Source organism: Paeniglutamicibacter sp. ORCA_105, assembly GCF_045798545.1.
In the GTDB taxonomy this organism is placed as follows: Bacteria; Actinomycetota; Actinomycetes; order Actinomycetales; family Micrococcaceae; genus Paeniglutamicibacter; species Paeniglutamicibacter sulfureus.
This window is the reverse complement of the sequence record NZ_JBIXLM010000002.1, coordinates 19,393-45,320: the sequence shown is the minus strand read 5'-3', so window position 1 is coordinate 45,320 and position 25,928 is coordinate 19,393. Positions and strand designations below refer to the sequence as shown.

Genomic DNA, 25,928 nt, shown 5'->3' with positions numbered 1-25,928 from the left:
CATGCAATCCCGGTTGAAGAGACCATGACCTCCACGCCCTCCCCGGCCACGACGACCACCGCGGCTTCGAGCGCCCCCGCAAACGAACGCAACGCGGGACTGCTCCAGGGCCTGGGCGCCTACGGCCTGTGGGGAATACTTCCGCTGTACTTCCTCACCATTGCCATCGCCTCCCCCGTGGAAATCGTCGCCGGCCGCATCGTCTTTTCGCTGGTCTTCTGCGCGATCCTGCTGCTGGTGACCAGGAACTGGCGTCGGTTCATCGCGCTGGGCCGCGACCGCCGGGCCATGGCCCGCCTGACCGTGGCTTCCGTCCTCATTGCGGTGAACTGGCTGACCTACACCTACGCGGTGCTCAACGGTCACGCGGCGGAAGCCGCGCTGGGGTACTTCATCAATCCCCTCGTGTCGATCGCCCTGGGCGTGCTCTTCCTGAAGGAAAGGCTGCGCCGGATGCAGTGGGTGGCCATCGGGTTCGGCCTTGCCGCCGTCACGACGCTGTCGTTCGCCTACGGCAACGTGCCCTGGGTTGCGCTGGTGCTGGCGTTCTCCTTCGGCCTGTACGGCTTCGTGAAGAACCGGGTGGGCCGCACCGCCACCGCGTTGACCTCGCTGAGCATGGAGACCGCGATCCTGGCCCTCCCGGCCCTCGGGTTCATGGCCTGGTTGGTTGCCACGAACACCGACACGGTGCTGTCCGCCGGACCTGCGCACTTTTGGCTGATGGCCTCCAGCGGGGTCATCACCGCTGTTCCGCTGCTGCTCTTCGGGGCTGCCGCTCGCCGCCTGCCCCTGACCGCCATCGGCACCTTGCAGTTCCTGGCCCCCATCCTGCAGTTCATCGTGGCGCTGGTGGTCTTCAAGGAACCCATGCCGCCGGAGCGCCTCATCGGCTTCTCGCTGGTCTGGGTCGCGGTGATCCTGCTGTGCATCGACATGGCGCGCCTGCCCCGTCGCATCGTGCCCGTCAAGGTGGCCTAGGGAGTCCATTCCCGTGAGCGTCGACGTCGCAAGACGCGCCGGTCGCCCGTCCGTTTCCGAGCCGCCTCGCTTGGTGCCAGCCGCGCCCGGGAACGAAGAAAGGAGCCGGTCAGTTGTCCAAATGAACTGGACAACTTTCCGGCTCCTTTCCCGGTCTTGCGCTAGCGCAAGGGCTAGACGTTGGCGCGGATCGCCTTTTCGAGCACCTCGAACGCCTCCGCCAGCAACTCGTCGCCGATGACCAAAGGGGGAAGCAGGCGGATGACGTTGCCGTAGGTGCCGCAGGTGAGGATCAGCACGCCCTCGGCAAGGCAGTCGGCGGCAATCTTCTTGGTGATCTCCGCGTCCGGCTCGGTGCCTCCGGCCTTGACAAGCTCGATGGCCACCATGGCACCGCGTCCGCGGACATCCCCGATGACCGATACCTCGGACTGGAGCTTGCGCATGCGGGTGAAGAACTGTTCCTCGATCTCGCGGGCACGGGAAGCCAGGTCATGCTCTTCCATGTAGCGGATGGTCTCCAGCGCCGCTGCCACGGCAACCGGGTTGCCGCCGTAGGTGCCGCCCAGGCCGCCCGGGTGGACCGAGTCCAGCAGGTCGGCGCGGCCCACGATTCCCGACAGCGGCATGCCGCCGGCGATGCCCTTTGCCACGGTGATGATGTCCGGGACGATGCCCTCGATGTCCGAGGCGAACCAGGCGCCGGCGCGGCAGAAGCCTGCCTGCACCTCGTCGGCGACGAAGACGATGCCCTGTTCCTTGGCCCATTCGGCCAGGCGGGGCAGGAAGCCCTCGGCCGGGACGATGAAGCCGCCCTCGCCCTGGATCGGCTCGATGATCATGGCCGCGATCTGGTCGCCGCCAATCTGCTTCTCCATGGCCAGTATGGCGCGTTCGGCGGCTTCCTTGCCGGAGATGTTCGGGTTTTCCTCGCGGAAGGGGTAGCTCATCGGCATGCGGTAGATTTCCGATGCCAGCGGGCCGAAGCCGCGCTTGTAGGGGGCTGCCTTGGCGGTCAGGCCCATCGTCAGGTTGGTGCGGCCGTGGTACGCGTGGTCGAAGGCGACCACCGCGGTGCGGCCGGTGGCCACGCGGGCCACCTTGATGGCGTTCTCCACGGCCTCGGAACCGGAGTTGAAGAAAACGGCCTTCTTGGCGTGGGTGCCCGGGCTGATCTCGGCAAGCTTTTCGGCCAGTTCCACGTAGCCCTCGTAGGGGGTGACCATGAAGCAGGTGTGGGTGAAGCGGGACGCCTGTGCGGCGACGGCTGCTGCGACCTTCTCGTTGGACGCTCCGACGGACGTCACCGCGATGCCCGAGCCCAGGTCGATGATCGCGTTGCCGTCGACGTCCACGATGATCCCGCCGTCGGCGTCCGCCACGTAGACGGGCATGGCCGATGCCACGCCCAGGGCGACGGCGTTGGTGCGGCGGGCCGCGAGCTCCACCGACTTGGGGCCGGGGAATGCGCCGTTGATGTGTCGCTTTTGCTCGATGCGGTAGGTGATGTCCATGAAGGTTCAGTCCTTTCCCGGACCTGGCTCCCGGTGCCGGGACCACTGCGGTCCCTGCACCGGGGGCACCATGGAACCCGGTGTCTTGGTGGTCTTTACTACCCAGTAGCCTATGCCGCGCGCCACAGCACCCGCCAGTGAATTTGGCACAGTCGGAATCCCGGCTTCCAGTGCAAATGCACAGGCGGGATCGGACTCTGCCCTTAAGCACGATCGGTCCGTTGCGGCTGCAGGAGAATCCTGCTGCCGCAACGGACCGATCAATGGGTTGACGTATGGCTACACGTCGGAGCCTTTAGAGTTCCGGCGCGTTTTCCTGGGGCAGGTGGCCCTCGTCCTCGGGGTGCCTGGCCAGGTTGACCAGGGCGAGCCCCAGCCCGCCCCACACGGTCAGGATGGAGATCACCAGAAAGGTGATTGCGATGGGAGTCATCGTCCTTCCTCCTTTTCTTCCGCGGCGATCAGGGCCGCATATTCGGGGTCGTGGTGCAGCTTGGATTTGGAGCTCCACGGGATGAGTGTGAGCACCACGGCCACGACAACCAGCGCGGCGGCCATGCCCCAGCCAAAGACGCCGACAAACCAGGCCGGGTAGTCCTCGTAGGTTGTCCCGATCTTCGAAATGAACTCGTTGATCAGGATGTAGCCCAGCACCACCGGGGCCACCACTGCGACCAAGGCGATCCAGACGGTGCGCATGCGCACCGAGGAGACCTTGTTCAGGTGGTCCGAGAGCATGGGCAGCTTGCGCAGGACCCAGGCAACCAGGATTACGGCAACCAGCGCGCCGGCCAGGATGCCGAAGCTGTTCACGAAGGCGTCAAAGGTGTCAAGCAGATACAGGCCGGTGGCGGTTGGGAAGAGCAGCAGCGAAATGAACGCCACCGGGATGCTCACCGCCAGGGAGGCCTTCACGCGCGGCCAGCCCATCTTGTCCTGCACCGCGGCGACAATGACTTCGAGGATGGAGATCAGCGAGGTGATCCCGGCGAAGACCAGGGAACCGAAGAAGAGCACGCCCATGAGCCCACCCAGCGGTGCCTCCGAGACGATTGTCGGGAAGGCGATGAAGGCGAGCCCGATGCCGGGCACCGCGACGTCGCCCACGGCCGAGCCGGCGGTGAACGCCATGAAGCCCAGCGCGGCGAAGACACCGATGCCGGCGAGGATCTCAAACGCCGAGTTGGAGAACGCGACGACCATGCCCGAACCGGTCAGGTCGGTCTTGCGCTTGAGGTAGGAGGAGTAGGTGACCATGATGCCGAAGGCCACCGAGAGCGAGAAGAAGATGTGGCCGTAGGCTGCCGCCCACACGCCCGGGTCACCCAGTGCGGTCCAGTCCGGGGTGAAGAAGGCGTTCAGTCCATCGATGGCACCAGGCAGGAACAGCGACTGGGCAACCAGCAACACGAACATCACGACGAGCAACGGCAGGAAGAAGCCGTTGGCCCGCGAGATGCCCTTGCGCACGCCGGCGACCATAATGCCGATGACGGCGATCCAGGTGATCAGCAGCGGCCAGAAGACACCGGGCACGAAGTTGAAGCCGACGTTGACCGTCTCGGAGACCCCGAGGAATTCGCCGGTGAAGAAGGAGCCTGGATCGTCGCCCCAGGCCTGCGTCACCGAGAACCAGGTGTACATCGCAGCCCAGGCAATGATGACCGCGTAGTAGATGGCGATGATGAAGCAGACGAGTACCTGCCACCATCCCAGGACCTCGGCGCCGCGGTGCATGCGTCGGTAGGCCAGCGGCGCGGAGCCGCGGAACTTGTGCCCGATCGCGTAGTCGAGGAAGAGCAGCGGGATGCCCGCGCTCAGCAGTGCGGCAAGGTACGGAATGAGGAAGGCGCCGCCGCCGTTTTCGTACGCGATGTACGGGAAACGCCAGATGTTCCCGAGGCCGACGGCCGAGCCGATGGCGGAAAGAATGAAGAGTTTTCGCGAGGAGAAGGTCTCCCTGCCCACGGGTGCCGCCAGTGGCGTCCCGCCCGAAGATGCTGTGGTCATGCACCAACGTTAACCCAAAACTCGACCTGACTATAGGTGTTTGCCGTTTTCTCATCCCGCTCCGGGTGCTGCCCGTCGTACTAATGCACAAAATGTTTCATAGTATTGGTGCATGGCCATCACGCTGCTGAAACTTCTTGAGTCCCAAAACCTGGGCCTCAGGGCCCACACGGACTTTTCCGGCGTGGGCCAAACCCCCATCGAATGGGCGGCCGTCACCGAACTGCGCGACCCCTCGCCGTTCCTGACCACCGGGGCCATCGTGCTCACCACTGGCCTGCGGCAAACCACGATCGCCAACCAGGAATCCTTCGTCCAGACGGTGCATGGCGCCGGTGCCCTCGCCCTGGGCTACGGCACCGGCCTGAGCCACCGCAGCGTGCCCGCGGCGGTGATCCGCAGGGCCACCGAGCTGGGGCTGCCGGTCTTTGAGGTCCCCTACGAAACCCCGTTCATGGCCATCACCAAGCTCATTGCCGATGCCCTGAACGAAGACCACCTACAGCGGCTGGAACAGCTCCTCAAGGGGCACCAGCGGCTGGCTTCCACGCTGCTCACCGGCGGGTTGCGGGCCATGTTGCGCGAGCTCTCCCGCATGCTGGGCACCGCGGTGGCACTGACGCAATTTGCCGCCCGGATCCACGGGCCGGAGCTGGGTGGCGAATCCTGGCACGAGGTGCCCATCGCGACCGGCCTGCGGGACAAGTGCACCCTGCACCTGGCCGAGCCCTGCGAACACGACGGACTCGTGGACTACGCCCAGGGCCTGATCGGGCTGGAACTGGCCAACCAGTCGCGGCTGCGCGAATCCACCCGGCTGGTCGCGGGGCTGGCGTTCTCGGACCTTTTGGCCGGAACCCTCACGGGTTCCGAGGCCAACGCCCGGCTGCAGGGCATCGGTATCGATCCCGGCCAGCCGCACTCGGTGGTGCTGGTGGCCGCGGCCCCGGGACAGGAAAAGACACTGCGCACCCTGCCCATTCCCCCGCAATTCGAGCATGTCGTCTCGGCCGTCGTCGATGGCCGGCTTGCGCTTGTGGTGGCACTGCAGGACGGCGCCGAGCTGGCCGACGGGATCGATAGGTACCTCCAAGGTGCCGGCATCGGGGCGCGCGTGGGCTTCGGCGGCGGTTACGCCCAACCCAACGGCCTGCGCTGGAGCTTTTTCGAGGCCATTGAGGCCCTGCGCCACGGCGAACGCATCAACACCCCCTCCAAGCTCTCGCTGACGTCCCTGCTGCTCGCTGCCCGCGACGTCCCGCTGCATGCCCTGGCGCAGGAAGCCCTGGAACCGCTGCAGGTCTTCGACAAGAAGCATTCGGCCGAGTTGTTGGGCACATTGCGCAGCTACCTGGAACTCGACGGAAGCGTCGGGGCAGTGGCCGATGCCCTGGGTTTGCACCGCAATACCGTCCGATACCGGCTGCAGCAGATCAGTGAGCTCTCCGGCTACGATCCAACGACCACCGCCGACCGCGTGCAATTGTGGCTCGCGCTCACTGCCATGGACTTGAACTAGCGGACCGCCAGATAGTATGGATGGCATGGCTGAAATGTTCCTTGAGAAGTTCCGTTCGCTGGTTCCGCTGTACCTTGAGGACGAGTGGCAAGTTGAGGACGGGCTGACCGAGCCCGAGCTCGATGACGCACTGTCCGGGGTCTCCTCCCCGATCCCTCTGGTGCTGCGCGAGTTCTATCTGGCCCTGGGCGGCTGCGAGGACCTCATGGAGGCCTACCACTACTTCTTTGACCCGGATGAGCTGGAGATCGAGGACGGCTACCTCTTGTTCCTTGAGGACGAAGAGGAAAAATACGTGTGGGGCATCCGCGTGGACCAGCTCGAGGTCCCGGACCCGATCGTGTACCGCCGCCAGAACGCCCGCGGCATCTGGAAGTCCGAAGAAGGCACCTTCAGCGAATACGTCCTGGACATGTTCAGCTGGGTCTTTGACGAACTTTCCCCCGAGCTGAACAACTAACGCCGGTTTAATGGACGGGTTGTGGAAGTCGCACGCTCCGCAGGACTACCTCTGCCCGTTTTGCGAGCTGCTTGCCGGCGGCGACCTCTCCCCCGGCAACCGCTGCGTTCCAAGTGACCTGATCTACCGCACCGAGGCCGTCGCCGTCATCATGGCGTGCGACGGCTTCGGGCCCTACGGGGGCCACGCGATGGTCATCCCGGCGGACCACCATGAGGCGCTCTACGACCTTCCCGACGAGGTTGCAGCACAGATCATGTTAGAAACCAGGCGCATTGCCCTGGCCATGAAGCTGGCGTGGAACCCCGAGGGAACCAGCACCCGGCAGCACAATGAACCTGCCGGGAACCAGCATGTGTGGCACTACCACCAGCACGTCTTCCCGCGCTTCCCTGACGACAACCTCTACGGCCACCTGCGCCACCCCGTCCCGCCGGCCGAACGCGCACAAAAGGCCGCCCAGTTGCGGGCGGCCCTTGGCGAGGGAAACCTGTGGGGCCAGGGCCCCGAACGGTTCCGTTTCTAGGTTTTTTGTGCGCTTGCCCTAGAGCTCGCGCGTCACCACGGCATCGGCAAACGCCGCCAGGGATTCCTTGACGGTACCCTCGGGCAACGGGGCCAAGGCCTCGATGGCGGCATCCGCCCACTGTCGGGCCACGCCCCACGCCTGGTTCGTGGCCGGATTGCCGGCAACGGCTTCCACTGCACGGGCCAAGGCCGCGTCCTCGGCCAGGTCGCCGTCAACCAGCTCCAGCACGGCGGCAGCATCCTTGTCGCCGGCGGCTGCTGCATCCCGCATGAGCAGGATCGGCAACGTCGGCACGCCCTCGCGCAGGTCGGTTCCCGGCGTCTTGCCGGAACGAATCTGCGCGCCAGTGACATCGATGACGTCGTCCGCCACCTGGAAAGCCACGCCTACCTTCTCGCCGTAGGAACGCAGCACCTCCACGAAGTTCTCCACCCCGCCGAAGAGCGCACCGAAGGCACCGGAGGTCGCCAGCAGCGAGGCGGTCTTGTCGGAAATAACGTTCAGGTGGTGTTCGATCGGGTCTTCACCCTCACGCGGTCCAACTGACTCGTGCAGCTGGCCCAGGCACAGGCGTTCGAAGGTGCGTGCCTGCATGTGCACGGCCTCGGGGCCCAGCTCCGCGCCGAGCACAGAGGCGCGGGCAAAGATCAGGTCGCCGGTGAGGATCGCCACCGAGTTGCCCCAGACCTCGTGGGCCGTCGGTGCCCCGCGGCGCAGCGGCGCAGAATCCATGACGTCGTCGTGGTAAAGCGTGGCCAGGTGGGTCAATTCCACGATGGCCGCGGCCTTGATGACCTCCTCGGTGACGCCGTCGCCCAGCAAGGACGTGAGGATCACCAGCAGGGGCCGGATTCGCTTGCCGCCGGCCTCGACGAGGTGGCGGCTGGTGGCATCGATCAGCGGATCGGAGTTGGCGATGGCATCGCGCAGCAGCTTTTCGACCTTGGCCAGGCCGGTGGCGATGGCCGGGCCGAACTCGGGATCCTGGGCAATCAGCCCAAAGCCGCCGGGGAGGTTGACGGCCGCAGCCAGCACGCCCGTCTCGGGGTTCAAATCAAAGGAGTCGTGCACGCCGTGTCCGGCAGCTGTCCAGTTTGTCTGGGAATCGGTCACTGTTCTAAGACTTACTATCTCTCGACGGTCGGCTCCAGCCGCGGCATGTGGCCGAATCTGGGTGCTGGTCGGTTGGCACCAGCTGCTCTAGTACATGGATCACTCTATCGCCATTCACTGCCCGGACGGCCTTTCCGCCCGGTGGTGGCAGGTCGGATGCCCCGTGCGGCGGCCCGGAGCGCGGGACTAGGCCAGTGGTTTGGTGGCCCGGTGCACTGCCACGATACCCCCGGAGAGGTTGCGGTAGCGGCAGGCTTCCCAGCCGGCGTCCTCGATCCACGAAGCCAGCCCATCCTGGGCTGGCCAGGCGCGAATGGATTCCGCCAGGTAGACGTAGGCGGTGGGGTTCGAGGAGATCTTCTTGGCCACCGGCGGAAGCGCACGCATCAGGTATTCGGTGTACACGGTGCGGAACGGCGCAAAGGTGGGGTGCGAGAACTCGGCAATGACCAGGGTGCCTCCGGGCTTGGTCACGCGCAGCATCTCCGCCAGGGCCTTCTTGGGATCATTGACGTTGCGCAGGCCAAAGCTGATGGTGGAGGCATCGAAGCTGTTGTCCGCGAAGGGGAGGTTGGTGGCGTCCCCTGCCACGAAGTCGATGTCGGGGCGGCGGCGCTTGCCGACCTTGAGCATGCCCTGGGAGAAGTCGCACGCGACAACGCCGATTCCCGCGTCCGCATAGGGTTCGGAGGAAGTACCGGTTCCGGCGGCCAGGTCAAGGACCCGCTGGCCGCGCTTGGCACCCACCGCGTCGACGACGGTTTTCCGCCAGCGGCGGGTCTGGCCCATGGACAGGATGTCGTTCATCACGTCATAACGTGCGGCAACATCATCAAACATGGCTTGGACTTCTTCGGGGCGCTTTTCCAGCGATGCACGGCTCACCGTTTCATTGTCGCAAAGTTCGGCGGATAGGGGAAAACGCTCCTTCGCGCGCCATCCGCGTGAGCAGCGACACGGTGCCTGCATGGAGGTCGTTTCCCGGCGGTAAGCTAGGCAGATCATGACTTCCCAACTTTCCGCCGTTTTGGGGGCACCTGCTCCGGGCGCAGTCCCGCAGTTGCGCTCGATCACCATCCAGCGACCGGCGATGAGCGAACACGGCCTGCTCGACTACGTCATCCGCGACGATTCCCTGGTGTGGTCCCGCCGTGGCGAGGGAACCGTTGGCTTCGGCCAGGTCGCGCGTTTTGAGGCCTCCGGTCCCGAGCGCTTCGCCGAGGCACGTGCTTGGTGGGACGCCGTCGCGGTGGCCTCCGAGGTCGAGGACAATGTGAACCAGGCCGGCACCGGGTTGATTGCCTATGGCACCTTCGCCTTCTCGTTCAGCAGTTCCTACGTCTCCCGCCTGATCGTTCCCAGGATCGTGGTGGGCCGCAACGATGCCTGCAGCTGGATCACCTACACGGTTTCCGACCCCGCGGCCGAATTGAGCGTGGAAGCGGCCGAGGCGGAACTTGCGGCGCTGTTGGAGGACTACTCCCCGGAACACGAACTGGGCACCGGCATCGACCGGCTCGTGGCCGGCCAGATTTCCGAGGAATCGTACTTGGAATCGGTGCGCAAGGGCGTCTCGGTCATCGAATCCGGCAGCATCACCAAGCTGGTCCTTGCCCGCGACGCCGTCGCCGACCTTGGCTCGCCGATCGCCGTCGCCCAGGTATTGCGCCAACTGGCCCTTCGCTACAGCGATTGCTGGACCTATTCAGTGGACGGGCTCATTGGCGCGACACCGGAAATGCTGGTCCGGGTGCGCGGGGACATCGCCGAGGCCCGCGTGCTGGCCGGCACCCTGGATCGCGCCACCGCGCCGAGCGGGGACGCCGATTACGCCCACCGCATGCTCCTCGAGGACGAGAAGCAGCGCCACGAGCACCAGCTAGCCATCGACTCGCTGACCGAACAGCTTGGCCCGCTGTCCTCCGGCATGGACGCACCGGACGAGCCCTTCGTCCTGCAGCTTCCCAACGTCTGGCACCTGGCCTCGGATGTGAAGGCAACCCTGGCCGCCCGGGCGGACGGTTCGGTGCCGAGCATGCTGGATCTGGCGGAGGTCTTCCATCCCACCGCGGCGGTGTGCGGCACCCCCACTAAGGCAGCCGGGGTGATCCTGCGTGAACTTGAAGGCATGGACCGGGGACCGTATGCCGGCCCCGTTGGCTGGATCGACACGCGCGGCAACGGCGAATTCGGCATCGCCCTGCGTGGCGGGGTGATTGAATCCCCGACTTCCATCCGCCTCTATGCGGGTTGCGGCATCGTGGCTGCCTCGGATCCGGCGGCCGAGCTTGCCGAGTCCTGGGCCAAGATGCGTCCAATGCGCGAGGCCTTGGGCATCTAGGAAGTCCGGGACGCCCAAGACAACAATTGCACAACGGCGCTTGTTTACCCACAGAAAAAGAATGTAGCCTGTGAGGCACATCTCATGGGTCTGCGCTTGCGGTTAGAATGATCTCCAACGCAAACCCTGCGAGCGATCACCTAGAGAAGGATCACACTCCAATGCGGATTTCATCAACCGTACTCAAGTCCCTGGCCGTGGCGGCAGTGGGCGCACTTGCCCTGACCGCCTGCGGCGGCAGCGAGACCCCCGCTGCTTCATCGGACGCCAACGCCCTGACCGTCCTCAACGCCGGCAAGCTGACCGTTTGCTCGGACATCCCCTACGAGCCATTCGAGTTCGTCAAAGACGGCAAGAACGTCGGCTTCGACATGGATATTGCCGCGGAAATCGCCAAGGACATGGACCTCGAACTTAATGTGATCGATTCCGGCTTCGACGCCATTGAATCGGGACTCTTCAGGACGCAGTGCGATATCGCGATTTCCTCGGTCTCCATCACCGATGCCCGCAAGGGAAACATGGATTTCTCCACCCCCTACATGGATGACGATCTGACTCTCGTCGCCAAAGAAGGCTCCGGCGTCACCGACCTGGAGTCCGCCAAGGGCAAGCAGATCGGCGTGCAGCAGGCCACCACGGGCGCCAAGTTCGCCCAGGAAAACGGTCTTGATGCCATCGGCTACGAAGACTCGGGTCTCCAGCTCGCTTCCCTGAAGGCCGGAACGACGGTTGCGACCTTGGGAAACCAGTCGGTACTTGGCTACGCCATCAAGGACGATCCGACGCTCAAGCGCGTTGCAGACTTCAAGACCGGCGAACAGCTGGGCATTGCAGTACCGAAGGGCTCGGCTGCCATGCTGGAGCAAGTCAACACCTCGCTCAAGCGCCTGACTGATGACGGTTCGCTCGCCAAGTTCACCGAAACCTGGTTCGGCGCGACCAGCTAACGTAACCCTCATTTGATGCAAGCACTCAGGCGAGGCCCTGGCTCCCGATCGGAACCGGGGCCTCGCTCTCTTTCACGAAAGGCTTCAATCCCATGGCCATGACTACTCGTCAACGCGCCCGATTAAGCAAAATCATCCAGATCGTCATCTTCGTCGGCGTCATCATTGCGGTGGTGCTCCAGGTCGACTGGAAGATCCTCGGCGACAATTTCTTCGCGTTCGACAAGCTTGGCCCCATCTTCCCCGAACTGATCACCGTCGGACTGAAGAACACCCTGTACTACACGGTCATTTCCTTTGCCTTCGGGCTGGCCCTCGGTCTGCTCCTCGCGCTGATGAAGATGGCCAGCTTCGCACCGTATCGATGGTTCGCCACCGGTTTCATTGAATTCTTCCGCGGCGTACCGGCAATCCTGGTCCTGATCGCCTTGGGCTTTGGCGTGCCCACCGCGTTCCCCGGCACCAGCTGGCCGCAACCAGTGGTGGTCATGGTTGCCCTCGGTCTGGTGTCATCGGCCTACATCGCCGAGACGTTGCGGGCGGGTCTGCAAGCCGTTCCCAAGGGGCAGATCGAGGCCGCCAGATCGCTCGGCATGCCCGCGTGGCGCGCCATGGTCACCATCGTGATCCCCCAGGCGTTCAAGATCGTCCTCCCTCCGATGACCAACGAAGTCATCCTGTTGACCAAGGACTCGTCCTTGGCCTTTATCTTGGGTGCGAGCATGGCACAGTACGAAATGACCAAGATCGGGCGCGACGGCATCACGTCCCTCGGGGCCGGAATCACGCCGTTGATTGTGGCCGGCGCCCTTTACCTGGTGATCACCATTCCTTTGAGCCTGATCGCTCGAAAGTTTGAATCCCGTTCTGCACGGACGAAGCGATAGGGGAATTACCTCATGACTGACAACAACACCCAAACCGCGTTCAAGGCATCGGGCGTGGACATCCGCGGCCTGCGCAAGTCCTACGGCGACAACGAAGTCCTCAAGGGCATCGACCTCGAGGTCAAGCCCGGCGAGGTCGTGTGCCTCATCGGCCCCTCGGGCTCGGGGAAGTCGACCTTGCTGCGCTGTGTCAACCTCCTGGAGCAGCCCAACGCCGGGATCATCCACGTGGGCGGATTCGAGGCCACCGACCTGGACGTGGACCTTGACACGATGCGCCAAAAGGTCGGTATGGTTTTCCAGCAGTTCAACCTGTTCCCGCACCTGACCGTGATGCAGAACTGCACGGTGGCACAGACCAAGGTCCTCAAGCGTTCCGCTTCAAAGGCGAAGGATACCGCCCAGAAGAACCTCACCCGTGTGGGTCTCGGGGACTATGGCGATCGTTACCCCGACCAGCTCTCCGGCGGCCAGCAGCAGCGCGTGGCCATTGCCCGGGCACTGTCCATGGACCCGACGCTAATGCTCTTTGACGAGCCCACCTCGGCGCTCGACCCTGAGACGGTCGGCGAGGTGCTTGCCATCATGCGTTCGCTGGCCAAGGCCGGCATGACCATGCTGGTGGTGACCCACGAGATGTCCTTCGCCAAGGAGGTCGCGGACCGCGTGGTGTTCATGGACGGCGGCGTCGTGGTCGAAGAAGGCCCGGCCAAGGACGTCATCGGCAACCCGCAGCAGCCGCGCACCCAGGACTTCCTCAGGCGCGTGCTTGATCCCACCCACGTGGAGATCGCAGAGTAGGTCCTGCAGCGTCCGGGGGGCGGTTGGCATCCACATGGATGCCAGCCGCCCCCCGGTCGTTAACGCCCACCGTGCGGGACCGTGCGGCGTGGCTTGCACCGTGCGCCGGGTCCGGAACCCCGTCCCCGGGGGGCCGGAGCCTGCTGGGATGCCTTAGTGTGTTTCAGGCCAGTCCAGTTCGTTGATTCGTGCGGCAATGCCCGCGTGCATGGCGCGCAGGCCCGCACGTGGCACGGCGACCTCGATGATGCGCCGGATGCCGGGGCCCTGCAGCGCGTCCCTGAGTTCCTCGACGGTGTCCACTGACAGGTATTCCCAACCGTAGGCAGCGGCCAAGGGCTGGATCCGGACCCGGTGCGGGGTGGCAAAGAGCCGTTCGACAGCATTGGCATAGCGTCCGGATTCCTCGACTGCACCGTGTTCGAGAGTCGAGAAGATGGCTCCGCCGGAGTCATTCAGGATCACCACGTCCATCTCTGGTTCGGGTTCACCCTCGCCGATCAGCAGACCTCCGACATCATGCAGGAACGTCACGTCCCCGACCAGTAGCGTGGTCTTTCGGCCCCCACGCGCCAGGGCGATACCCGTGGCGGTGGCAACGGTGCCGTCGATCCCGGCCAGGCCGCGATTCGCATAGACCGTGGCCGCGGCACCCTCCGCCGGTGATCCGCAGAGGTCTGCGTCGCGGATGACATTGGAGGAGCCCAGAACCAGGTTCCCGCGGGACAGGTCCCAGACCACGCCGGCGACCAGGGGGCCGTTCAGCCCGCCGGTTGCGTCGATGGACTCACTGATCCTTTCTTCCGCCTGCCGTCCCAGCTGCTGCCATTGCCCCAACCAGTTCGCGGGAGGGAACCCGGCGAACTCCACCAGTTCGGCGGGGTCGGCGATGGGCTGCTCGCGCCTGCGCCCCGCTTCAAACCACGGGGCGGGGGCCGGCGACCACAGTGCCGAGGCGATGTCCGGGTTGCCCAGAAGCAGGCCCACCGGCCGGCTCAGCGTCGGTCGGCCGAAGAGGACCACGCGTTCGATGCGTGCCAGGTGTTTGGCCAGCAGCGTTCGGTAGGGGCCAATGGCGTTGGGGCCGAAGCGTGCGTTGGAACTCGGCTCGGCAAAAAGCGGCAGGCCCAGGGCGCGTGCGAAGTCCTCGGCCCCTGCTCCTGCGCCGTGGCCCGCAACCACCACGGTTCGATGTTCGGCCGCCGGCGCGTGGTTCCTCCATCCGAGGTCCGCATTCGCGGTGATGGCGACGGGCGGACGGGACACATTGGCACCGAAATCCGGCAGCTTGTCCCCCGGGGCCGGAACCAGCGGATCGCGGAAAGCGACATTGATCTGCACCGGGCCAGGGGCAGCCGTGTCGGATCCGCGCGCGGAAGCCAGGGCGGCCGCGACCAGGGATTCCGGGTTCGCACCGGCCGGGATGGTGACGCTTCCGCGGACGTGGGCTCCGAACAGGTCTACCTGGTTGGTGGTCTGGTTGGCGCCGGTTCCATGCAATTCGGTGGGCCGGTCGGCCGAAAGCACCAGCAGCCTGGCTCCGACGTGGTTTGCCTCCATGACTGAGGGCAGCAGCTCCCCCACGGCGGTTCCCGAGGTTGTCACCACCGGCACCGGGGCACCGCTTGCCAGGCTGAGCCCCAGCGCAGTGAATCCTGCCCCCCGTTCGTCGATGCGCACATGCAGCCGAATGGTGCCCGCTGCCTCGGCCTCGGCAAGGGCGTAGGCCAGCGGGGCGCTGCGCGATCCGGGGCAGATCACCACATCGCGAACCCCGTGGTTCTGGAGTGCGGCCAGCAACAGGCGGGCAACGTCCATGGAGGCGAGTTCGGGGACGGAATCAGTTGGCATGCCTTCCATCCTAATTCCGTCCCCGACCGGGCCTCGACCGGCCGGGGACGTCGGGCAAGAAAAAAGGCCCTCGGTCCAAACGGCGGCAAACCGCTGGACCGAGAGCCTTTTGGGCCGAAGGGCTTCAGCCAGCTACTTTTGCTTGGGCCCGTTCCCCTTGGCCGAGGAGAAGACCTGGACCACCGAGGGACGCGGACCGTAGACCTCGCCGCGCTTGGCCTTGGAAGGGCTGAGCACGTAGTCGGGGAAGAAGGACGTCGGGTCCTGGTAGGTGCCGTTTTCACCCGGGTGCTGTACCGCAACGAAGACCGAACCGTCGCGGTCGTGGATCAGCGGCCCACAGGTTTCCGCACCGGCCGGGACGGCCAGGAACTGTTCGACGCGTCCGCGGTCGTTGCCGGTCAGCGTGACCTTGTGCAGGGCGTCGCAGTACCCGATCGTGCCGGGCTGCCCGTCGGTGGAGATCCAAAGGTTGCCCTTGGAGTCGAACGCCAGGTTGTCCGGGCAGGAGATCGGCGAGACCTTGTCCTTCGGGTAGCCCGAGAAGTAGGTGCTTTCGTCCTTGGACGGGTCACCGGCCACCAACAGGATGTTCCAGGCGAATTCGGTGGCCGTCGCGTCGTTGTTGCGCTCGGTCAGTTCGATGACGTGGCCGTCGCGGTTCTTGGTGCGCGGGTTCGCCTCGTCGACTGTCGCCTTGCCGGTGGTGTCGCGCTGGGTGTTGTTGGTCAGCGCGATGTACAGCTTTCCGGTGACCGGGTTCGGCTCGACGTCCTCGGGACGGTCCATCTTGGTGGCACCGACCTTGTCGCCCGCCAGGCGGGTGTAGACGAGCACTTCCTCAACGCCCATGCCCGGAACCATGGAGGCACCGTCCTTGACCAGCGGAATCCAGCTGCCCGAGCCGTCGAAGGCGCCATCGGTTGGCACTGCCGCCGAGCCGTCGATCTGGGAAGCCGGGGAATTTCCGGAGAACTTGGCAACGTAGAGGTCGCCCTCGGAGAGCAGCGTCATGTTGTGCTTGCGGTCCCCGCGGCGGTACTTGGCCTTGGAAACGAACTTGTAGACATAGTCGAAGCGCTCGTCGTCGCCCGAGTAGGCGACCACGCGTCCGTCATCGGCGATCCGCACGTTGGCGCCCTCGTGCTTGAAGCGGCCCAGCGCGGTGTGCTTCACCGGGGCGGAGGTGGGGTTCTGCGGGTCGATCTCCACGATCCAGCCGAAGCGGTTGATCTCGTTCTCGTAGCCCGGGTTGCGGGCCGAGAAGCGAGGGTCCACGTCTTCCCAGCCGCGTTCGGTCGCCACATCGGACAGCCCGTAGCGCGCATCGGAAGCCGAACCGGTGCCGCGGAAGTACTGGTTGAAGTTCTCTTCGCCGGAGAGCACCGTTCCCCACGGGGTGGTGCCGCCGGCGCAGTTGTTCAGGGTGCCCAGCACCGTGCGTCCCTCCGGGTCCGCGACGGTCTTGAGCAGGTCCGAGCCGGCGGCCGGGCCGTCGACCGCAAAGGGCGTGGTGGCGGTGATGCGGCGGTTGCGCTCGCCCCCGCGGACGTAGCTCCAGGGCGTGCCGCTCTTGACGCGCTTGACCTCGACCACGGAGAAGCCGTGTGCGGCCATGGCGATCTTCGCGGCCTCGGCCTTGTTGGCCGCGAACCAGGCGGGGTCGAACATCAGGTCTTCATTGGTGTATTCGTGGTTGGCCACCAGCACGCCGGAGCGTCCGGAGTACTTGTCCACGATGATGTTCAGGTAGTCGTTGTTGTAGCCGAACTGGCCGGCCTGGCGCTTTTCGCTCTGTGCGTTGATGTCGAATTGCGCGGTGTTGTTGAACAGCGGGTCGCCCCAGCGGATGATCGTCGCCCAGTCGTAGCCCTCGGGAACGGTTACGGCATCGACGGTGCGCGGCACCGGGGCAATGGCCTTGAATGCCAGCTTGCCGCCGCCCTTCGGGGCAACCAGGGTGTCGGCCTGGGCGGCGGTTGCGCCAACCGTTTCGACGCCGACGACCAACGCAGCAGACGCCACGGCCCCAAGACCCAAGATGGAGCGGCGGCTCAGTGCGGCATCGGCAATGTCCCGGAAGTAGCTGTTGTCGCTGGTGTTGCAGACGTCCTTGGCGCACGCGTTGCCGCACTTGAAGTGGCAGGTTGCGGCATCGCGGTTGCCGCGGGTGTGGCCGAGCATGGGAAGGAAAGTACGTGTGAGGCTCATGGTTTTCTCCGTGCAACGCTATCGAGTGGATTACTTCGATTCCAGCGTTCCAGCGCCCGGTGAGCGGCTGGCCGCCGAAAGGTTAACGGCGGGCAACGGGCAGGCGTCGACTTCGACCCCTTGGGCCGAATTGTGAGGTGCGTCTCGCCGAGGAGCCCTTGCCGGGCCGCGTCCACGCGTGGTCCGGTGCCGTGGCTAGTCGGCGCTCCGCTGCAGTTCCTCGAGGCAGCCGGCCAGCCGCTGGCGCCACCAGGTACGGCGTTCGGTCCCGACCGCGTGCCTGCGCAGCAGCTGGGGGTCGGCGGCGATGTCCCGCAACTGCAGGGATCCGTTGACGGCGATGAACCTGTCGGTGGTGATGTCGGAGGAAAAGAGCGAGCCGGTTGCCAGCCCGCAGGCATAGGGCAGCTCCGGAAGCGCGGCCGCCAGGGCGGCACCCTGGCGCAATCCGATGGAAGTGTCCAGTGCCGAGGAAACCACCGCCGGCAGTCCGGCGTCCCGCACGATGTCGATGGCCCGGCGGACCCCGCCCAGCGGCTGCGCCTTGATGACGATCAGGTCCGCGGCCCCCGCCCGGGCCACCGCCAGCGGGTCGGATTCCTTGCGCACCGATTCATCCGCGGCAATCAGGATCCCGAGTCCGCGTCGCTGCACTTCTGCGCGCACGCGTGCCAATCCCGCGATGCCGGGAACCGGCTGCTCGGCGTATTGCAGCGAGAAGCCGGCCAGCGCCTCCAGCGCCTCCATCGCCGCTTCATGGTCCCACCCGGCGTTGGCATCGATGCGGATTGCCGCCTCGGGCAGCAACCGGCGGACCTCCGCCACGCGCGCCACATCCTGGGCGAGGTCCTGGCCCTTTTCGGCGACCTTGACCTTGATGGTGTGCGTTGCGTCGTAGGAGGCCAGGACGGCCTGGACCCGTTCCGGGCCCACTGCCGGAAGCGTGGCGTTGACCGGAACGCTTCCGCGCACCGGTTCCGGATAGCCCTCCCAAGCCGCTTCGATGGCCGAGCGCAGCCATGAGGATGCCTCCGGGGCACCGTATTCCAGGAAGGGCGAGAACTCGCCCCAGCCGGCTGGCCCCTCAAACAGCATGGCCTCGCGGTGCCGCACCCCGCGGAATTGCACGGTCATGGGCAGTGACACCACGTGCGAGGCGTCGATGAGTTCGTCAAGGTCGGGCAGCTGGTTCATGGTTTCCAGCCTATCCGGCGCAGCACCCGGGCATTTCGCCGCCGTTTGCGTCCTCAGCCCTGGAGCCCGGGCACCTGACCGGCCGATTTGCCCCGGCGTCACGGTGGGACAAAGCCCACGTTCCGGACCCACAGCGAGGAAATTGTGAAATCCTAATGACAATGAATCCCACCGTCCAGCAATCACCGACAGCCGCTCCGGGCCGTGCCTTGTGGCCCTGGTATGGCGCCCTGCTGCTTCTGGCTGCCGCATTTTGGGCGTGCTACAGCTTCTTCGTCAATACTAAACTGGGGCAGTGGATCGACGAGGCAGCGCTCCGGGGCGGAGAGGCATTCCTGGCTGCGGACAAGACCCGCGGCCCGGCACTGGCGTTCCTGGACCACATGCCCGCGGCATCGGCCCTTCTGGCCGCCGGGTTCATCCTCTTTGCCCTGGTGCGCCGGCACGACTCCGTCCGTCCGATCGTGGCCGGGGCGTTGTTGCTGGGCGCCGCAGGATCCACCCAGCTGCTCAAGCATGTGGTGCTGGAGCGGCCGGACCTGAACATCTCGGAGGCGTCGATGAATTCGTTCCCCTCCGGCCACACCACCTTTGCCGCCGCCGCCATGGCCACGATCTTCATTGTCACCCCGGTCGCGCACCGACCCCTGCTGGCCTTGCTGGGATGGGGCTATGCCGCGGTTGCCGGGGCCTCGACCTTGGTGCTGGGCTGGCACCGTCCCAGCGACGTGATTGCGGCCTACCTGGTGGTGGCCTGGTGGAGCGTGCTGGCGGGATTGTTCCTGCGCCACGCGCACGGCAGTTCCGCGGCACCGGCGACGACCGGCAGCCAGACGCGTGCGGCACCGGAGAGAATACTGCGCTTCCTGGCGATCCTCGGGGCACCAATGGCAGCAGGTGCCCTGGCCCTTGCGGTGGCGATGCCGCACCCGGCCATCGGCACCGTGGGCAATGTGCAGCTACTGCTGTTCCTGGCTGTGGGCCTGGCCCTGGTTCTGGGCACCGCCATGGTTGCGGGCCAGTTCGTCCACGTGCTCTTTGCGCGTTACGGGGCACCCATTCGCCGGCGGTTCGTGCGCGGGATGAAGTAGCCGAAGATCCCTGCCCCCAGCAGCGCAACCCCGCCAATGGCCCAGATCCCGGCACCCAAGGTAGCCGAGGCCACGAGGGCCGCAAGCACCACCGGCCCGGCCATCGCCCCGGAGTCCGACATCAGTCGCCACAGCCCCAGGAACTTCGCCCTGCCGGCCACCGGAGAATAGTCGGCGCCGAGGGTCATGACGATGCCCGAACCGATCCCGTTGCCGAAACCCAGCAGCATGGCCACCGCCATCATGGCCGGCACGCCGTTGGTCATCGGCAGCAGGAACAAGGCCACTCCCATCACCACCATGCACGGCACCGCGATCCACACACGGCCTCGCTTGTCCATGACCTTGCCCGCGGGGTAGAAGATCAGCATGTCGATGGCTCCGGAGACCCCGTAGATCAGGGAGATGGTGGCGGCGTCCAACCCGAGGTTTTCGCCCCACAGCGGGAGGACTACCTGGCGGGTTGAGCGCACCGCGGTGATGCACACGATGCCCAGCCCGATCCCCAACAGGATCCTCCATTGGTCCTTGGCGATGCTCCACATGGATCCGCCGGCGCGGCTTTGGCCGGCTTCCAACGGAGCGCGTGATGCCAGCTCCGGGATCCGGAAGCACACGACCATGGCGATGAACATCGCTGCCATGCCCACCCAGTAGGCCCCCGCGATCCCCAGCCATTTCATGGCCAGCGTCGCAGCAAAGGGCCCGATGAACACACCGATGCGCATCACCCCGCCCAGTGTCGACATGGCCCTGGCCCGGAATGCCAAAGGGACCGCTTCGGCCAGATACGTTTGCCTGGCCAGGTTAAAGACGGCACCGGCCATGCCCAGCATGGTGACGCCCACGGCAAACAGGCCGAGGTTGGAGGGCACGATGCCCAACACCATGCCCAGGGATGCCCAGCCTGCGGCAAAGACCATGGCCAGGCGCTCGCCGAATCTCGTCGTCAGCATCGCGGCCGGGATGTTGGAGAGCAGGGCTCCGACACCCACAAGGGTGACGATCAGGGCGGCAGTGGCCAGGTTGGCCCCGCGGTCCAGGGCCGACAACGCAATGATGGGCGTGACGGCACCGAGTCCCAGCCCGTACAGCAGGGAAGGTGAGTACACTTTCACCGCGATCCGACGCAGGTTGAAAGGTTCCTCACTCATGCATTCATCCTACGCAACCGGCTATGGCAATAATTCACGCAGTCGTTGCAGGAAGATCGACGATTGTTCAGGTCCGTAGGGCATCCATTCCAACTGGAACGCGGTGGGATCAACCCGACCGGCCGGCCAGGACGCCACGATTTCCTCGCCCTCCCGTAGCGCGGCCCGCATTTCCCGGAGTTGCCTGCCGATGAAGTCCACGTCCACCACATTGCCGTGGCCCGGAACGACCACCGTGTCTGGTCGGCATTCCAGCTCGAGCCGTTCCAGCAGCTCCGCCCAGAGAAAGGGATCGGCGTCCTCGAAGTTTGGCGGGCCTCCCTCCTCCACCAGGTCGCCAGTGAACAGGATCCGGCCGCAGCGCACCAGCAGGTCCCCGGCGGTATGCCCGCGCCCCAGCCCGAAGACCTCCAGGCTCGTGCCGCCAAGATCCAGTGTTGCACCGGCTTCCCCGATGATCCGGGAGGGCACCACGATGTTTGAGTAGGGCCCTTGGCGCAGGGCCATTTCCGGTTCCAGGAAGCGCACCAGCTGGCGTTCCTCGTCGCCGTGTCCGCGCAAGTGCTCCGCCGCAGCTGCACTGGCGTGGAAATCCTCCACGCCGTGGGCGGCAAAGTAGTTGTTTCCGAAGACGTGGTCGCCGTGGGCATGGGTGTTGACCACCAGCAGCGGAAGGTCGGTGATCCGGCGAATCGCGGCATACAGCCCTGCGGCCTCGCGCGGACCGGAACCGGTGTCAATGACTACTGCCCGCGCCTCCCCCACGATGAGCCCGGAGTTCATGGAGAAGCCGTGGTTGAGCATCCGCCAGCAATGTGGATCGAGTTGTTCCACCTTGGGCGCTAGTGGTTTCATCATGGCGGGATCCCACTTTCTCGGTGCCGGTCACAGCCGGTGTTTCGGTGCTATCCACATTCTGCACGAAAAGGCACCCGAGCAAAATCAAGTCCCCGGGGACCGATTGCCGGTTCCCGGGGAACTCTGTTGCATGGCCCAAAGGGGCCGGTGCTAGGGGACGGTGATCTTGATCTTGCCGAACGGGACGCTCTCGTCCACGAAGGCTTGTTCCGAGTGGCCCCCTAGCCCGCGGATGTGAACGCCGTATTTGCCTTCGGCGATTGATTCCTTGAAGATCGGCATCACGGTTTCCACGTGGAGTTCGTCTTTGCCTACAAGGTAGTGCTCGTATTCAGCAGGTAGCTTGTCCATGGCATCAGGATAGTAGGTCGACGCCCCTTTCAATAGGGGGGCGGGGAAACAGAACAACACGTCAGCCAGCCAAAGCGGGATCGGGAAACCATTGCTTCCCCCGGCATCCGCTTCCACTGGAGCAGCTGCACATGCACGAGTGCCCGCGGCAACAGGTTTATCAAGATCCTGTTGCCGCGGGCCCTCGTTTCGCCGCAGGTTGCTGCACTCCCCCCTTACAGGTCGGCGAGCACCGATGCCGGGTTTTCCATGGCGTCGGCTACGAAGCGCAGGAATCCTGCCGCAGTGCCCCCGTCACAGACCCGGTGGTCGAAGGCCAGCGTGAGCTCGGTGACCTTGCGAACCGCCAGCTCGCCGTCAACTACCCACGGCTTGTCGATGATCCGTCCGACCCCCAGGATCGCGACCTCCGGGTAGTTGATGATGGCGGCCGAACCGTCGACCCCGAAGACCCCGTAGTTGTTGAGGGTGAACGTGCCGCTGGTGAGCTCGGCGACCGTGGCCTTGCCCGAACGGGTGACCTCGGTGAGCCGGGCCAGTTCGGCATGCAGGCCGCGGGCACTGAGCTGCTGGGCATTGCGGATGGCCGGAACCATCAGACCACGATCTGTCTGCGCGGCGATGCCCAGGTTGATCCCGTCAAAGCCGATGATCTCGGCGTCCCCTTGGGCGTTGTGCTCAAGACGGGTGTTCAGCGCAGGATACTTTTGCAGTCCCGCCACCACGAAACGGGCAATGAATGCCAGGATCCCCGGCGTGTTCTCCATGTCGGTGGACTTCATCGCCGCACGCATCTGCAGCAGGTTCGTCGCATCCACGTCCACCCACACCGTCGCCTCGGGAATTTCGCTCCGGGATCGGGCCATGGCCTGGGCGATGGTCTTGCGCACGCCGCTGATCGGGGTCCTGGAGGAAATTGCCAGGCCCGACCGCGCGTCGAGTTCGCCCCGCGTCGCGCGGGCGGCAGGAGCGGCCGCCACCGGTGCAGCGGCGGGCTCAGGAGTGGAGCCGGGTTCCGGCACTGGCGCGGCCACGCCGGCTGCCTCGATGTCGGAGCGCAGGATCAGGCCGTTGGCACCGCTGCCGGTGACCGTGGCTATGTCGATGCCGCGGTCCCTTGCGAGCTTGCGGACCAAGGGTGAGATGACCAGCGGGGCGATTCTTGGCTCGGCAACCTCGGGCCGTTCCGGGATCGCAGGGGCGGTGGCTTCGGCCGGGCCGGAGCGCGGGCGGCGTTTGCGCGCCTTGGCGGAGAGTCCGTCGGGGGTTCCGTAGCCGATGAGCACGTTGCCCGAGCCTTCGGCCGCAGGCTCCTTGGCGCCTGCCTGTTCCTCGTCCCTATAGCTCTGGGCGACTTCGCGCACCGGCGTGGTGGGCCGGGGCGCAGGGACAGCGGCCGGCGCCGTGGCGCCTTCCTCGAGCACAGAGAACAGCGGGGCGTCGACCAAGACCATCTCGCCGACACGGCCATGGAGCTCATGCACGATTCCGGCGTACGGGCTGGGCACCTCCACCATGGACTTCGCGGTTTCGACTTCCGCGATGGGCTGGTCGATGACGATGGTGTCTCCGACGGCGACCAGCCACTTCACCAGCTCGGCCTCGGCCAGGCCCTCGCCGAGGTCCGGCAGCAAAAAGGTTTTCACGCTCATGCCTTTTCCTCCCATTGCAACGCATCCACGGCATCCAGGATGCGGTCCACGGATGGCAAGTAGTACTTTTCGAGTTTTGGTGCAGGGTACGGGGTGTCGAACCCGGTCACGCGCAGCACCGGTGCCGCGAGCGAGTGGAAGCACCGTTCCTGGATCCGGGCGACGATTTCGCTGGATACGGAGGCGAAACCAGGTGCCTCGGCGATGACCACCGCCCGTCCGGTCTTGCGCACCGATGCGCAGATCGTTGCGTCATCCAGCGGCACGATGGTGCGCACGTCGATGACCTCGAGGCTGCGGCCCTCCAGCGCGGCGGCCTCCGCGGCGGCCATGGCGGTGGACACCGAGGGACCGTAGGCAATCAGCGTGGCGTCGGTGCCGGTGCGCGCGATGGCTGCCCGTCCCTCGGTCGGGGGTACTGCGGCGGTCTCATGCGAGAGCCGCAGGGCGTCCAGGTCGACCTGTTCCTTGGTCCAGTACAGCTTCTTGGGTTCCATGAAGATGACCGGGTCCGGGGAGTCGATGGCTTCGCGCAGCATCAGGTACGCGTCCCCGACGGTGGCCGGGGTGAACACCTTCAGTCCAGGGGTGTGCGCGTAGTAGCTTTCGGAGGAGTCGCAGTGGTGCTCCACCCCGCCGATGCCGCCGGCATACGGGATGCGGATGACCATCGGCAGCGCCATCCTGCCCTTGGTCCGGTTGTGCATCTTGGCCACGTGAGAGGCGATCTGCTCGAAGGCCGGGTAGGCAAAGGCATCGAACTGCATCTCGATGACCGGGCGCATGCCGTTCATGGCCATTCCGATGGCCATGCCGACGATGCCCGATTCGGCTAGGGGCGTGTCGAAGCAGCGGTCGGTGCCGAAGCGCTTGGTCAGCCCGTCGGTGATGCGGAAGACCCCGCCGAGGACCCCGACGTCCTCGCCGAAGACCAGGACCGAATCCTCCAGTGCCATGGAGTCAGCCAGTGCGGTGTTCAGCGCCTTGGCGAAGGTCACCGGCTGGGTTCCGGTCTCTGCGGTGCGTGCAGCGGCGGCTGCCGTGGCAGCACTGACGTTGGCGGCCGAAGCCGTGGTTGCCGTGGCGCTCATTTTGCGTCCTCCTCGCGGGCGAGTTCGTCGGCGAGCAGTGCTGCCTGCTCGGACAATTGGGTGGTGGGCCTGGAATAGACATGGGCGAAGAGGTCGGCCGGGTCCGGGGTGTTTTCCGAGTTCATGCCGTCGCGCAGCGACTGCGCCACCGCTTCGGCACTTGCGGTGATCCGGGCTTCGGTGGCCTCGGGCAGCAGGCCTGCCTCCTGGAGGTAGCTGCGCATCCTGGTGACCGGGTCCTTGGCCATCCAGCCCTGCACCTCCGCGTCCTCGCGGTAGCGGGTGGCGTCGTCGGCGTTGGTGTGTGCCTGCATCCGGTAGGTGTGGGCCTCGACCAGCAGCGGGCCGTTGCCCTCGCGGGCCAGGCGCACCGCGCGGCCCAGGACCGCCAACAGCGCCACCAGGTCGTTGCCGTCGACGCGCTCGCCGGCCATGCCGTAGCCGACGGCCTTGTGGGCCAGGGACGGCGCCACCGATTGCTGAGAGAGCGGAACGGAGATCGCGTATTGGTTGTTCTGCACGAAGAAGATGACGGGCAGGTTGAAGACCGCGGCAAAGTTCAGTGCCTCGTGGAAGTCGCCTTCGCTGGTTGCCCCGTCGCCGCACATGGCCATGACGACGGTGTCCTCGCCGCGCAGCTTGGCGGCGTGGGCGACGCCCACCGCGTGCAACAGCTGCGTGGTTAGCGGGGTGGACTGGATGGAGACCTTGTACTGCTTGGGGTCGTATCCGCTGTGCCAGTCCCCGCGGAACCCTGCCATCACCTCCATGGGCGCCACTCCCTTGGCCATGACGGCCACGGTGTCCCGGTAGGTGGGGAACATCCAGTCGTCCTCCCCCAGGCACAAGGCGGCGGCAACCTGGGCGGCTTCCTGACCGTGGCTGGAAGGATAGACGGCCATGCGGCCTTGGCGCACCAGGGCGGAGTTCTGGTCATTGACGCGGCGGCCGATGACCAATTGTTCGTACGCATCCACCAGGGCCTTGGGGCTGGGCAACGGGTATTCGTGACCGGGCTCCGCACCCTGCTCCCCGGCCGGATGTAGCTTGCCGTTGATGTCAAGCATGTGGATTTCGGTTCGCGCGGGCAGCATGTAGTCCTCGGGTGTGATCCCGAACTTGCTGCTCACCTGCTCAATTGCTTCGCGCGCTTCGGTGTTTGTCACGGGTCACGCCTTTCTGGTGTGCGGTGGGACGCGGGCGTCGGGCCGGCCCGACGTTGCGTCAGTTCTTACCTTAAGTATCGGTATTTTCGATGAAATGTATCCAGCTTCTTGGACTATTCTGGAAAACTGCGCATGGGATCGTTATTCTTGGAGACGGATTGAAAGTGTGACCGTCGCTACATGCCGGTTTTTGGACAAAGTGGA

The 25,928-nt window shown here is 65.5% G+C and carries 23 protein-coding genes; 9 read left to right on the top strand and 14 right to left on the bottom strand.

Annotation, left to right across the window (positions count from 1 at the left end; all coding sequences use genetic code 11):
• The first annotated feature begins 24 nt into the window (after positions 1-24).
• Positions 25-981 (top strand): EamA family transporter RarD, encoded by a 957-nt coding sequence (gene rarD, locus ACIPUB_RS01280; protein WP_407605776.1) that lies wholly within the window; start codon positions 25-27, stop codon positions 979-981.
• Positions 982-1,154: 173 nt separating this feature from the next.
• On the opposite strand, the gene gabT is transcribed toward rarD, so the two are convergent.
• From gabT to ACIPUB_RS01265, 3 genes are all read right to left on the bottom strand, one after another.
• Positions 1,155-2,495, bottom strand: coding sequence for a 4-aminobutyrate--2-oxoglutarate transaminase (gene gabT / locus ACIPUB_RS01275; RefSeq protein ID WP_407605775.1), 1,341 nt, complete (start codon positions 2,493-2,495; stop codon positions 1,155-1,157).
• A gap of 295 nt (positions 2,496-2,790) precedes the next feature.
• Positions 2,791-2,928: a methionine/alanine import family NSS transporter small subunit gene (locus tag ACIPUB_RS01270; RefSeq protein ID WP_264271423.1), complete on the bottom strand. Its 138-nt coding sequence runs from the start codon at positions 2,926-2,928 to the stop codon at positions 2,791-2,793.
• Positions 2,925-4,505, bottom strand: coding sequence for a sodium-dependent transporter (locus ACIPUB_RS01265; RefSeq protein WP_407605774.1), 1,581 nt, complete (start codon positions 4,503-4,505; stop codon positions 2,925-2,927). Before ACIPUB_RS01265 ends, ACIPUB_RS01270 begins: the two co-directional genes overlap by 4 nt.
• Before the next feature lie 112 nt (positions 4,506-4,617).
• Here ACIPUB_RS01265 and ACIPUB_RS01260 point away from each other — a divergent pair, with 112 nt between their 5' ends.
• From ACIPUB_RS01260 to ACIPUB_RS01250, 3 genes are read left to right on the top strand one after another with little or no spacing between them, the layout of a single operon-like run.
• Positions 4,618-6,024: a PucR family transcriptional regulator gene (locus ACIPUB_RS01260; RefSeq protein WP_407605773.1), complete on the top strand. Its 1,407-nt coding sequence runs from the start codon at positions 4,618-4,620 to the stop codon at positions 6,022-6,024.
• 25 nt (positions 6,025-6,049) lie between these two features.
• Positions 6,050-6,484: a hypothetical protein gene (locus tag ACIPUB_RS01255; RefSeq protein WP_407605772.1), complete on the top strand. Its 435-nt coding sequence runs from the start codon at positions 6,050-6,052 to the stop codon at positions 6,482-6,484.
• Positions 6,485-6,494: 10 nt separating this feature from the next.
• A complete protein-coding gene (locus ACIPUB_RS01250; RefSeq protein WP_407605771.1) occupies positions 6,495-7,010 on the top strand; it encodes an HIT family protein in 516 nt (171 codons plus the stop codon).
• An 18-nt stretch (positions 7,011-7,028) separates the two neighbouring features.
• On the opposite strand, the gene ACIPUB_RS01245 is transcribed toward ACIPUB_RS01250, so the two are convergent.
• Together ACIPUB_RS01245 and ACIPUB_RS01240 are read right to left on the bottom strand one after the other, a co-directional pair.
• Positions 7,029-8,126 carry a polyprenyl synthetase family protein gene (locus tag ACIPUB_RS01245; RefSeq protein WP_407605770.1) on the bottom strand — a complete coding sequence of 366 codons (1,098 nt, stop codon included), beginning with the start codon at positions 8,124-8,126 and terminating at the stop codon, positions 7,029-7,031.
• A 186-nt stretch (positions 8,127-8,312) separates the two neighbouring features.
• Positions 8,313-9,011, bottom strand: coding sequence for a demethylmenaquinone methyltransferase (locus tag ACIPUB_RS01240; protein ID WP_407605769.1), 699 nt, complete (start codon positions 9,009-9,011; stop codon positions 8,313-8,315).
• Positions 9,012-9,129: 118 nt separating this feature from the next.
• On the opposite strand from ACIPUB_RS01240, the gene ACIPUB_RS01235 reads away from it, so the two are divergent.
• The 4 genes from ACIPUB_RS01235 (at position 9,130) to ACIPUB_RS01220 (ending at position 13,105) form a co-directional block, all read left to right on the top strand.
• Positions 9,130-10,467: an isochorismate synthase MenF gene (locus ACIPUB_RS01235; RefSeq protein ID WP_407605768.1), complete on the top strand. Its 1,338-nt coding sequence runs from the start codon at positions 9,130-9,132 to the stop codon at positions 10,465-10,467.
• Positions 10,468-10,628: 161 nt separating this feature from the next.
• Positions 10,629-11,417, top strand: a complete 789-nt coding sequence (locus ACIPUB_RS01230; RefSeq protein WP_264271415.1) for an ABC transporter substrate-binding protein — start codon at positions 10,629-10,631, stop codon at positions 11,415-11,417.
• 92 nt (positions 11,418-11,509) lie between these two features.
• Positions 11,510-12,304, top strand: coding sequence for an amino acid ABC transporter permease (locus ACIPUB_RS01225; protein ID WP_264271414.1), 795 nt, complete (start codon positions 11,510-11,512; stop codon positions 12,302-12,304).
• 12 nt (positions 12,305-12,316) lie between these two features.
• Positions 12,317-13,105 carry an amino acid ABC transporter ATP-binding protein gene (locus tag ACIPUB_RS01220; protein ID WP_407605767.1) on the top strand — a complete coding sequence of 263 codons (789 nt, stop codon included), beginning with the start codon at positions 12,317-12,319 and terminating at the stop codon, positions 13,103-13,105.
• 153 nt (positions 13,106-13,258) lie between these two features.
• On the opposite strand, the gene menD is transcribed toward ACIPUB_RS01220, so the two are convergent.
• The 3 genes from menD to ACIPUB_RS01205 all read right to left on the bottom strand — a co-directional run bounded on the left by menD (position 13,259) and on the right by ACIPUB_RS01205 (position 18,361).
• Entirely contained in the window at positions 13,259-14,956 is a 1,698-nt protein-coding gene (gene menD / locus ACIPUB_RS01215) for a 2-succinyl-5-enolpyruvyl-6-hydroxy-3-cyclohexene-1-carboxylic-acid synthase (RefSeq protein WP_407605766.1), read from the bottom strand.
• A gap of 132 nt (positions 14,957-15,088) precedes the next feature.
• Positions 15,089-17,167, bottom strand: a complete 2,079-nt coding sequence (locus ACIPUB_RS01210) for a PhoX family protein (protein ID WP_407605765.1) — start codon at positions 17,165-17,167, stop codon at positions 15,089-15,091.
• A gap of 195 nt (positions 17,168-17,362) precedes the next feature.
• Positions 17,363-18,361, bottom strand: a complete 999-nt coding sequence (locus tag ACIPUB_RS01205) for an o-succinylbenzoate synthase (RefSeq protein WP_407605764.1) — start codon at positions 18,359-18,361, stop codon at positions 17,363-17,365.
• Positions 18,362-18,516: 155 nt separating this feature from the next.
• Here ACIPUB_RS01205 and ACIPUB_RS01200 point away from each other — a divergent pair, with 155 nt between their 5' ends.
• Positions 18,517-19,452 carry a phosphatase PAP2 family protein gene (locus ACIPUB_RS01200; protein ID WP_407605763.1) on the top strand — a complete coding sequence of 312 codons (936 nt, stop codon included), beginning with the start codon at positions 18,517-18,519 and terminating at the stop codon, positions 19,450-19,452.
• Here the strand turns inward: ACIPUB_RS01200 and ACIPUB_RS01195 are convergent.
• From ACIPUB_RS01195 to ACIPUB_RS01170, 6 genes are all read right to left on the bottom strand, one after another.
• Positions 19,407-20,606 carry an MFS transporter gene (locus ACIPUB_RS01195; protein ID WP_407605762.1) on the bottom strand — a complete coding sequence of 400 codons (1,200 nt, stop codon included), beginning with the start codon at positions 20,604-20,606 and terminating at the stop codon, positions 19,407-19,409. The two genes, ACIPUB_RS01200 and ACIPUB_RS01195, sit on opposite strands and share 46 nt — an antisense overlap.
• Positions 20,607-20,627: 21 nt before the next feature.
• Entirely contained in the window at positions 20,628-21,464 is an 837-nt protein-coding gene (locus tag ACIPUB_RS01190) for an MBL fold metallo-hydrolase (protein WP_407605761.1), read from the bottom strand.
• A gap of 150 nt (positions 21,465-21,614) precedes the next feature.
• The gene (locus ACIPUB_RS01185; protein ID WP_407605760.1) at positions 21,615-21,815 is read right to left on the bottom strand and encodes a hypothetical protein; all 201 of its coding nucleotides are present in this window, start codon (positions 21,813-21,815) and stop codon (positions 21,615-21,617) included.
• A gap of 215 nt (positions 21,816-22,030) precedes the next feature.
• On the bottom strand, positions 22,031-23,467 hold the full coding sequence (locus tag ACIPUB_RS01180; protein WP_407605759.1) for a dihydrolipoamide acetyltransferase family protein: 1,437 nt from the start codon (positions 23,465-23,467) through the stop codon (positions 22,031-22,033).
• Complete coding sequence (locus ACIPUB_RS01175; RefSeq protein WP_407605758.1) at positions 23,464-24,558, bottom strand: alpha-ketoacid dehydrogenase subunit beta; 1,095 nt, start codon at positions 24,556-24,558, stop codon at positions 23,464-23,466. The genes ACIPUB_RS01180 and ACIPUB_RS01175 overlap by 4 nt, the downstream gene beginning before the upstream one ends.
• Positions 24,555-25,724 carry a thiamine pyrophosphate-dependent enzyme gene (locus ACIPUB_RS01170; RefSeq protein ID WP_407605757.1) on the bottom strand — a complete coding sequence of 390 codons (1,170 nt, stop codon included), beginning with the start codon at positions 25,722-25,724 and terminating at the stop codon, positions 24,555-24,557. Before ACIPUB_RS01170 ends, ACIPUB_RS01175 begins: the two co-directional genes overlap by 4 nt.
• Positions 25,725-25,928 lie beyond the last annotated feature (204 nt).

Bases quoted from the DNA above. Each gene is read 5' to 3' on its own strand.
- rarD (WP_407605776.1), top strand. From the start codon at position 25: ATGACCTCCACGCCCTCCCCGGCCACGACGACCACCGCGGCTTCGAGC.
- gabT (WP_407605775.1), bottom strand. From the start codon at position 2,495: ATGGACATCACCTACCGCATCGAGCAAAAGCGACACATCAACGGCGCA.
- ACIPUB_RS01270 (WP_264271423.1), bottom strand. From the start codon at position 2,928: ATGACTCCCATCGCAATCACCTTTCTGGTGATCTCCATCCTGACCGTG.
- ACIPUB_RS01265 (WP_407605774.1), bottom strand. From the start codon at position 4,505: ATGACCACAGCATCTTCGGGCGGGACGCCACTGGCGGCACCCGTGGGC.
- ACIPUB_RS01260 (WP_407605773.1), top strand. From the start codon at position 4,618: ATGGCCATCACGCTGCTGAAACTTCTTGAGTCCCAAAACCTGGGCCTC.
- ACIPUB_RS01255 (WP_407605772.1), top strand. From the start codon at position 6,050: ATGGCTGAAATGTTCCTTGAGAAGTTCCGTTCGCTGGTTCCGCTGTAC.
- ACIPUB_RS01250 (WP_407605771.1), top strand. From the start codon at position 6,495: ATGGACGGGTTGTGGAAGTCGCACGCTCCGCAGGACTACCTCTGCCCG.
- ACIPUB_RS01235 (WP_407605768.1), top strand. From the start codon at position 9,130: ATGACTTCCCAACTTTCCGCCGTTTTGGGGGCACCTGCTCCGGGCGCA.
- ACIPUB_RS01230 (WP_264271415.1), top strand. From the start codon at position 10,629: ATGCGGATTTCATCAACCGTACTCAAGTCCCTGGCCGTGGCGGCAGTG.
- ACIPUB_RS01225 (WP_264271414.1), top strand. From the start codon at position 11,510: ATGGCCATGACTACTCGTCAACGCGCCCGATTAAGCAAAATCATCCAG.
- ACIPUB_RS01220 (WP_407605767.1), top strand. From the start codon at position 12,317: ATGACTGACAACAACACCCAAACCGCGTTCAAGGCATCGGGCGTGGAC.
- menD (WP_407605766.1), bottom strand. From the start codon at position 14,956: ATGCCAACTGATTCCGTCCCCGAACTCGCCTCCATGGACGTTGCCCGC.
- ACIPUB_RS01210 (WP_407605765.1), bottom strand. From the start codon at position 17,167: ATGAGCCTCACACGTACTTTCCTTCCCATGCTCGGCCACACCCGCGGC.
- ACIPUB_RS01205 (WP_407605764.1), bottom strand. From the start codon at position 18,361: ATGAACCAGCTGCCCGACCTTGACGAACTCATCGACGCCTCGCACGTG.
- ACIPUB_RS01200 (WP_407605763.1), top strand. From the start codon at position 18,517: ATGACAATGAATCCCACCGTCCAGCAATCACCGACAGCCGCTCCGGGC.
- ACIPUB_RS01195 (WP_407605762.1), bottom strand. From the start codon at position 20,606: ATGAGTGAGGAACCTTTCAACCTGCGTCGGATCGCGGTGAAAGTGTAC.
- ACIPUB_RS01190 (WP_407605761.1), bottom strand. From the start codon at position 21,464: ATGATGAAACCACTAGCGCCCAAGGTGGAACAACTCGATCCACATTGC.
- ACIPUB_RS01185 (WP_407605760.1), bottom strand. From the start codon at position 21,815: ATGGACAAGCTACCTGCTGAATACGAGCACTACCTTGTAGGCAAAGAC.
- ACIPUB_RS01180 (WP_407605759.1), bottom strand. From the start codon at position 23,467: ATGAGCGTGAAAACCTTTTTGCTGCCGGACCTCGGCGAGGGCCTGGCC.
- ACIPUB_RS01175 (WP_407605758.1), bottom strand. From the start codon at position 24,558: ATGAGCGCCACGGCAACCACGGCTTCGGCCGCCAACGTCAGTGCTGCC.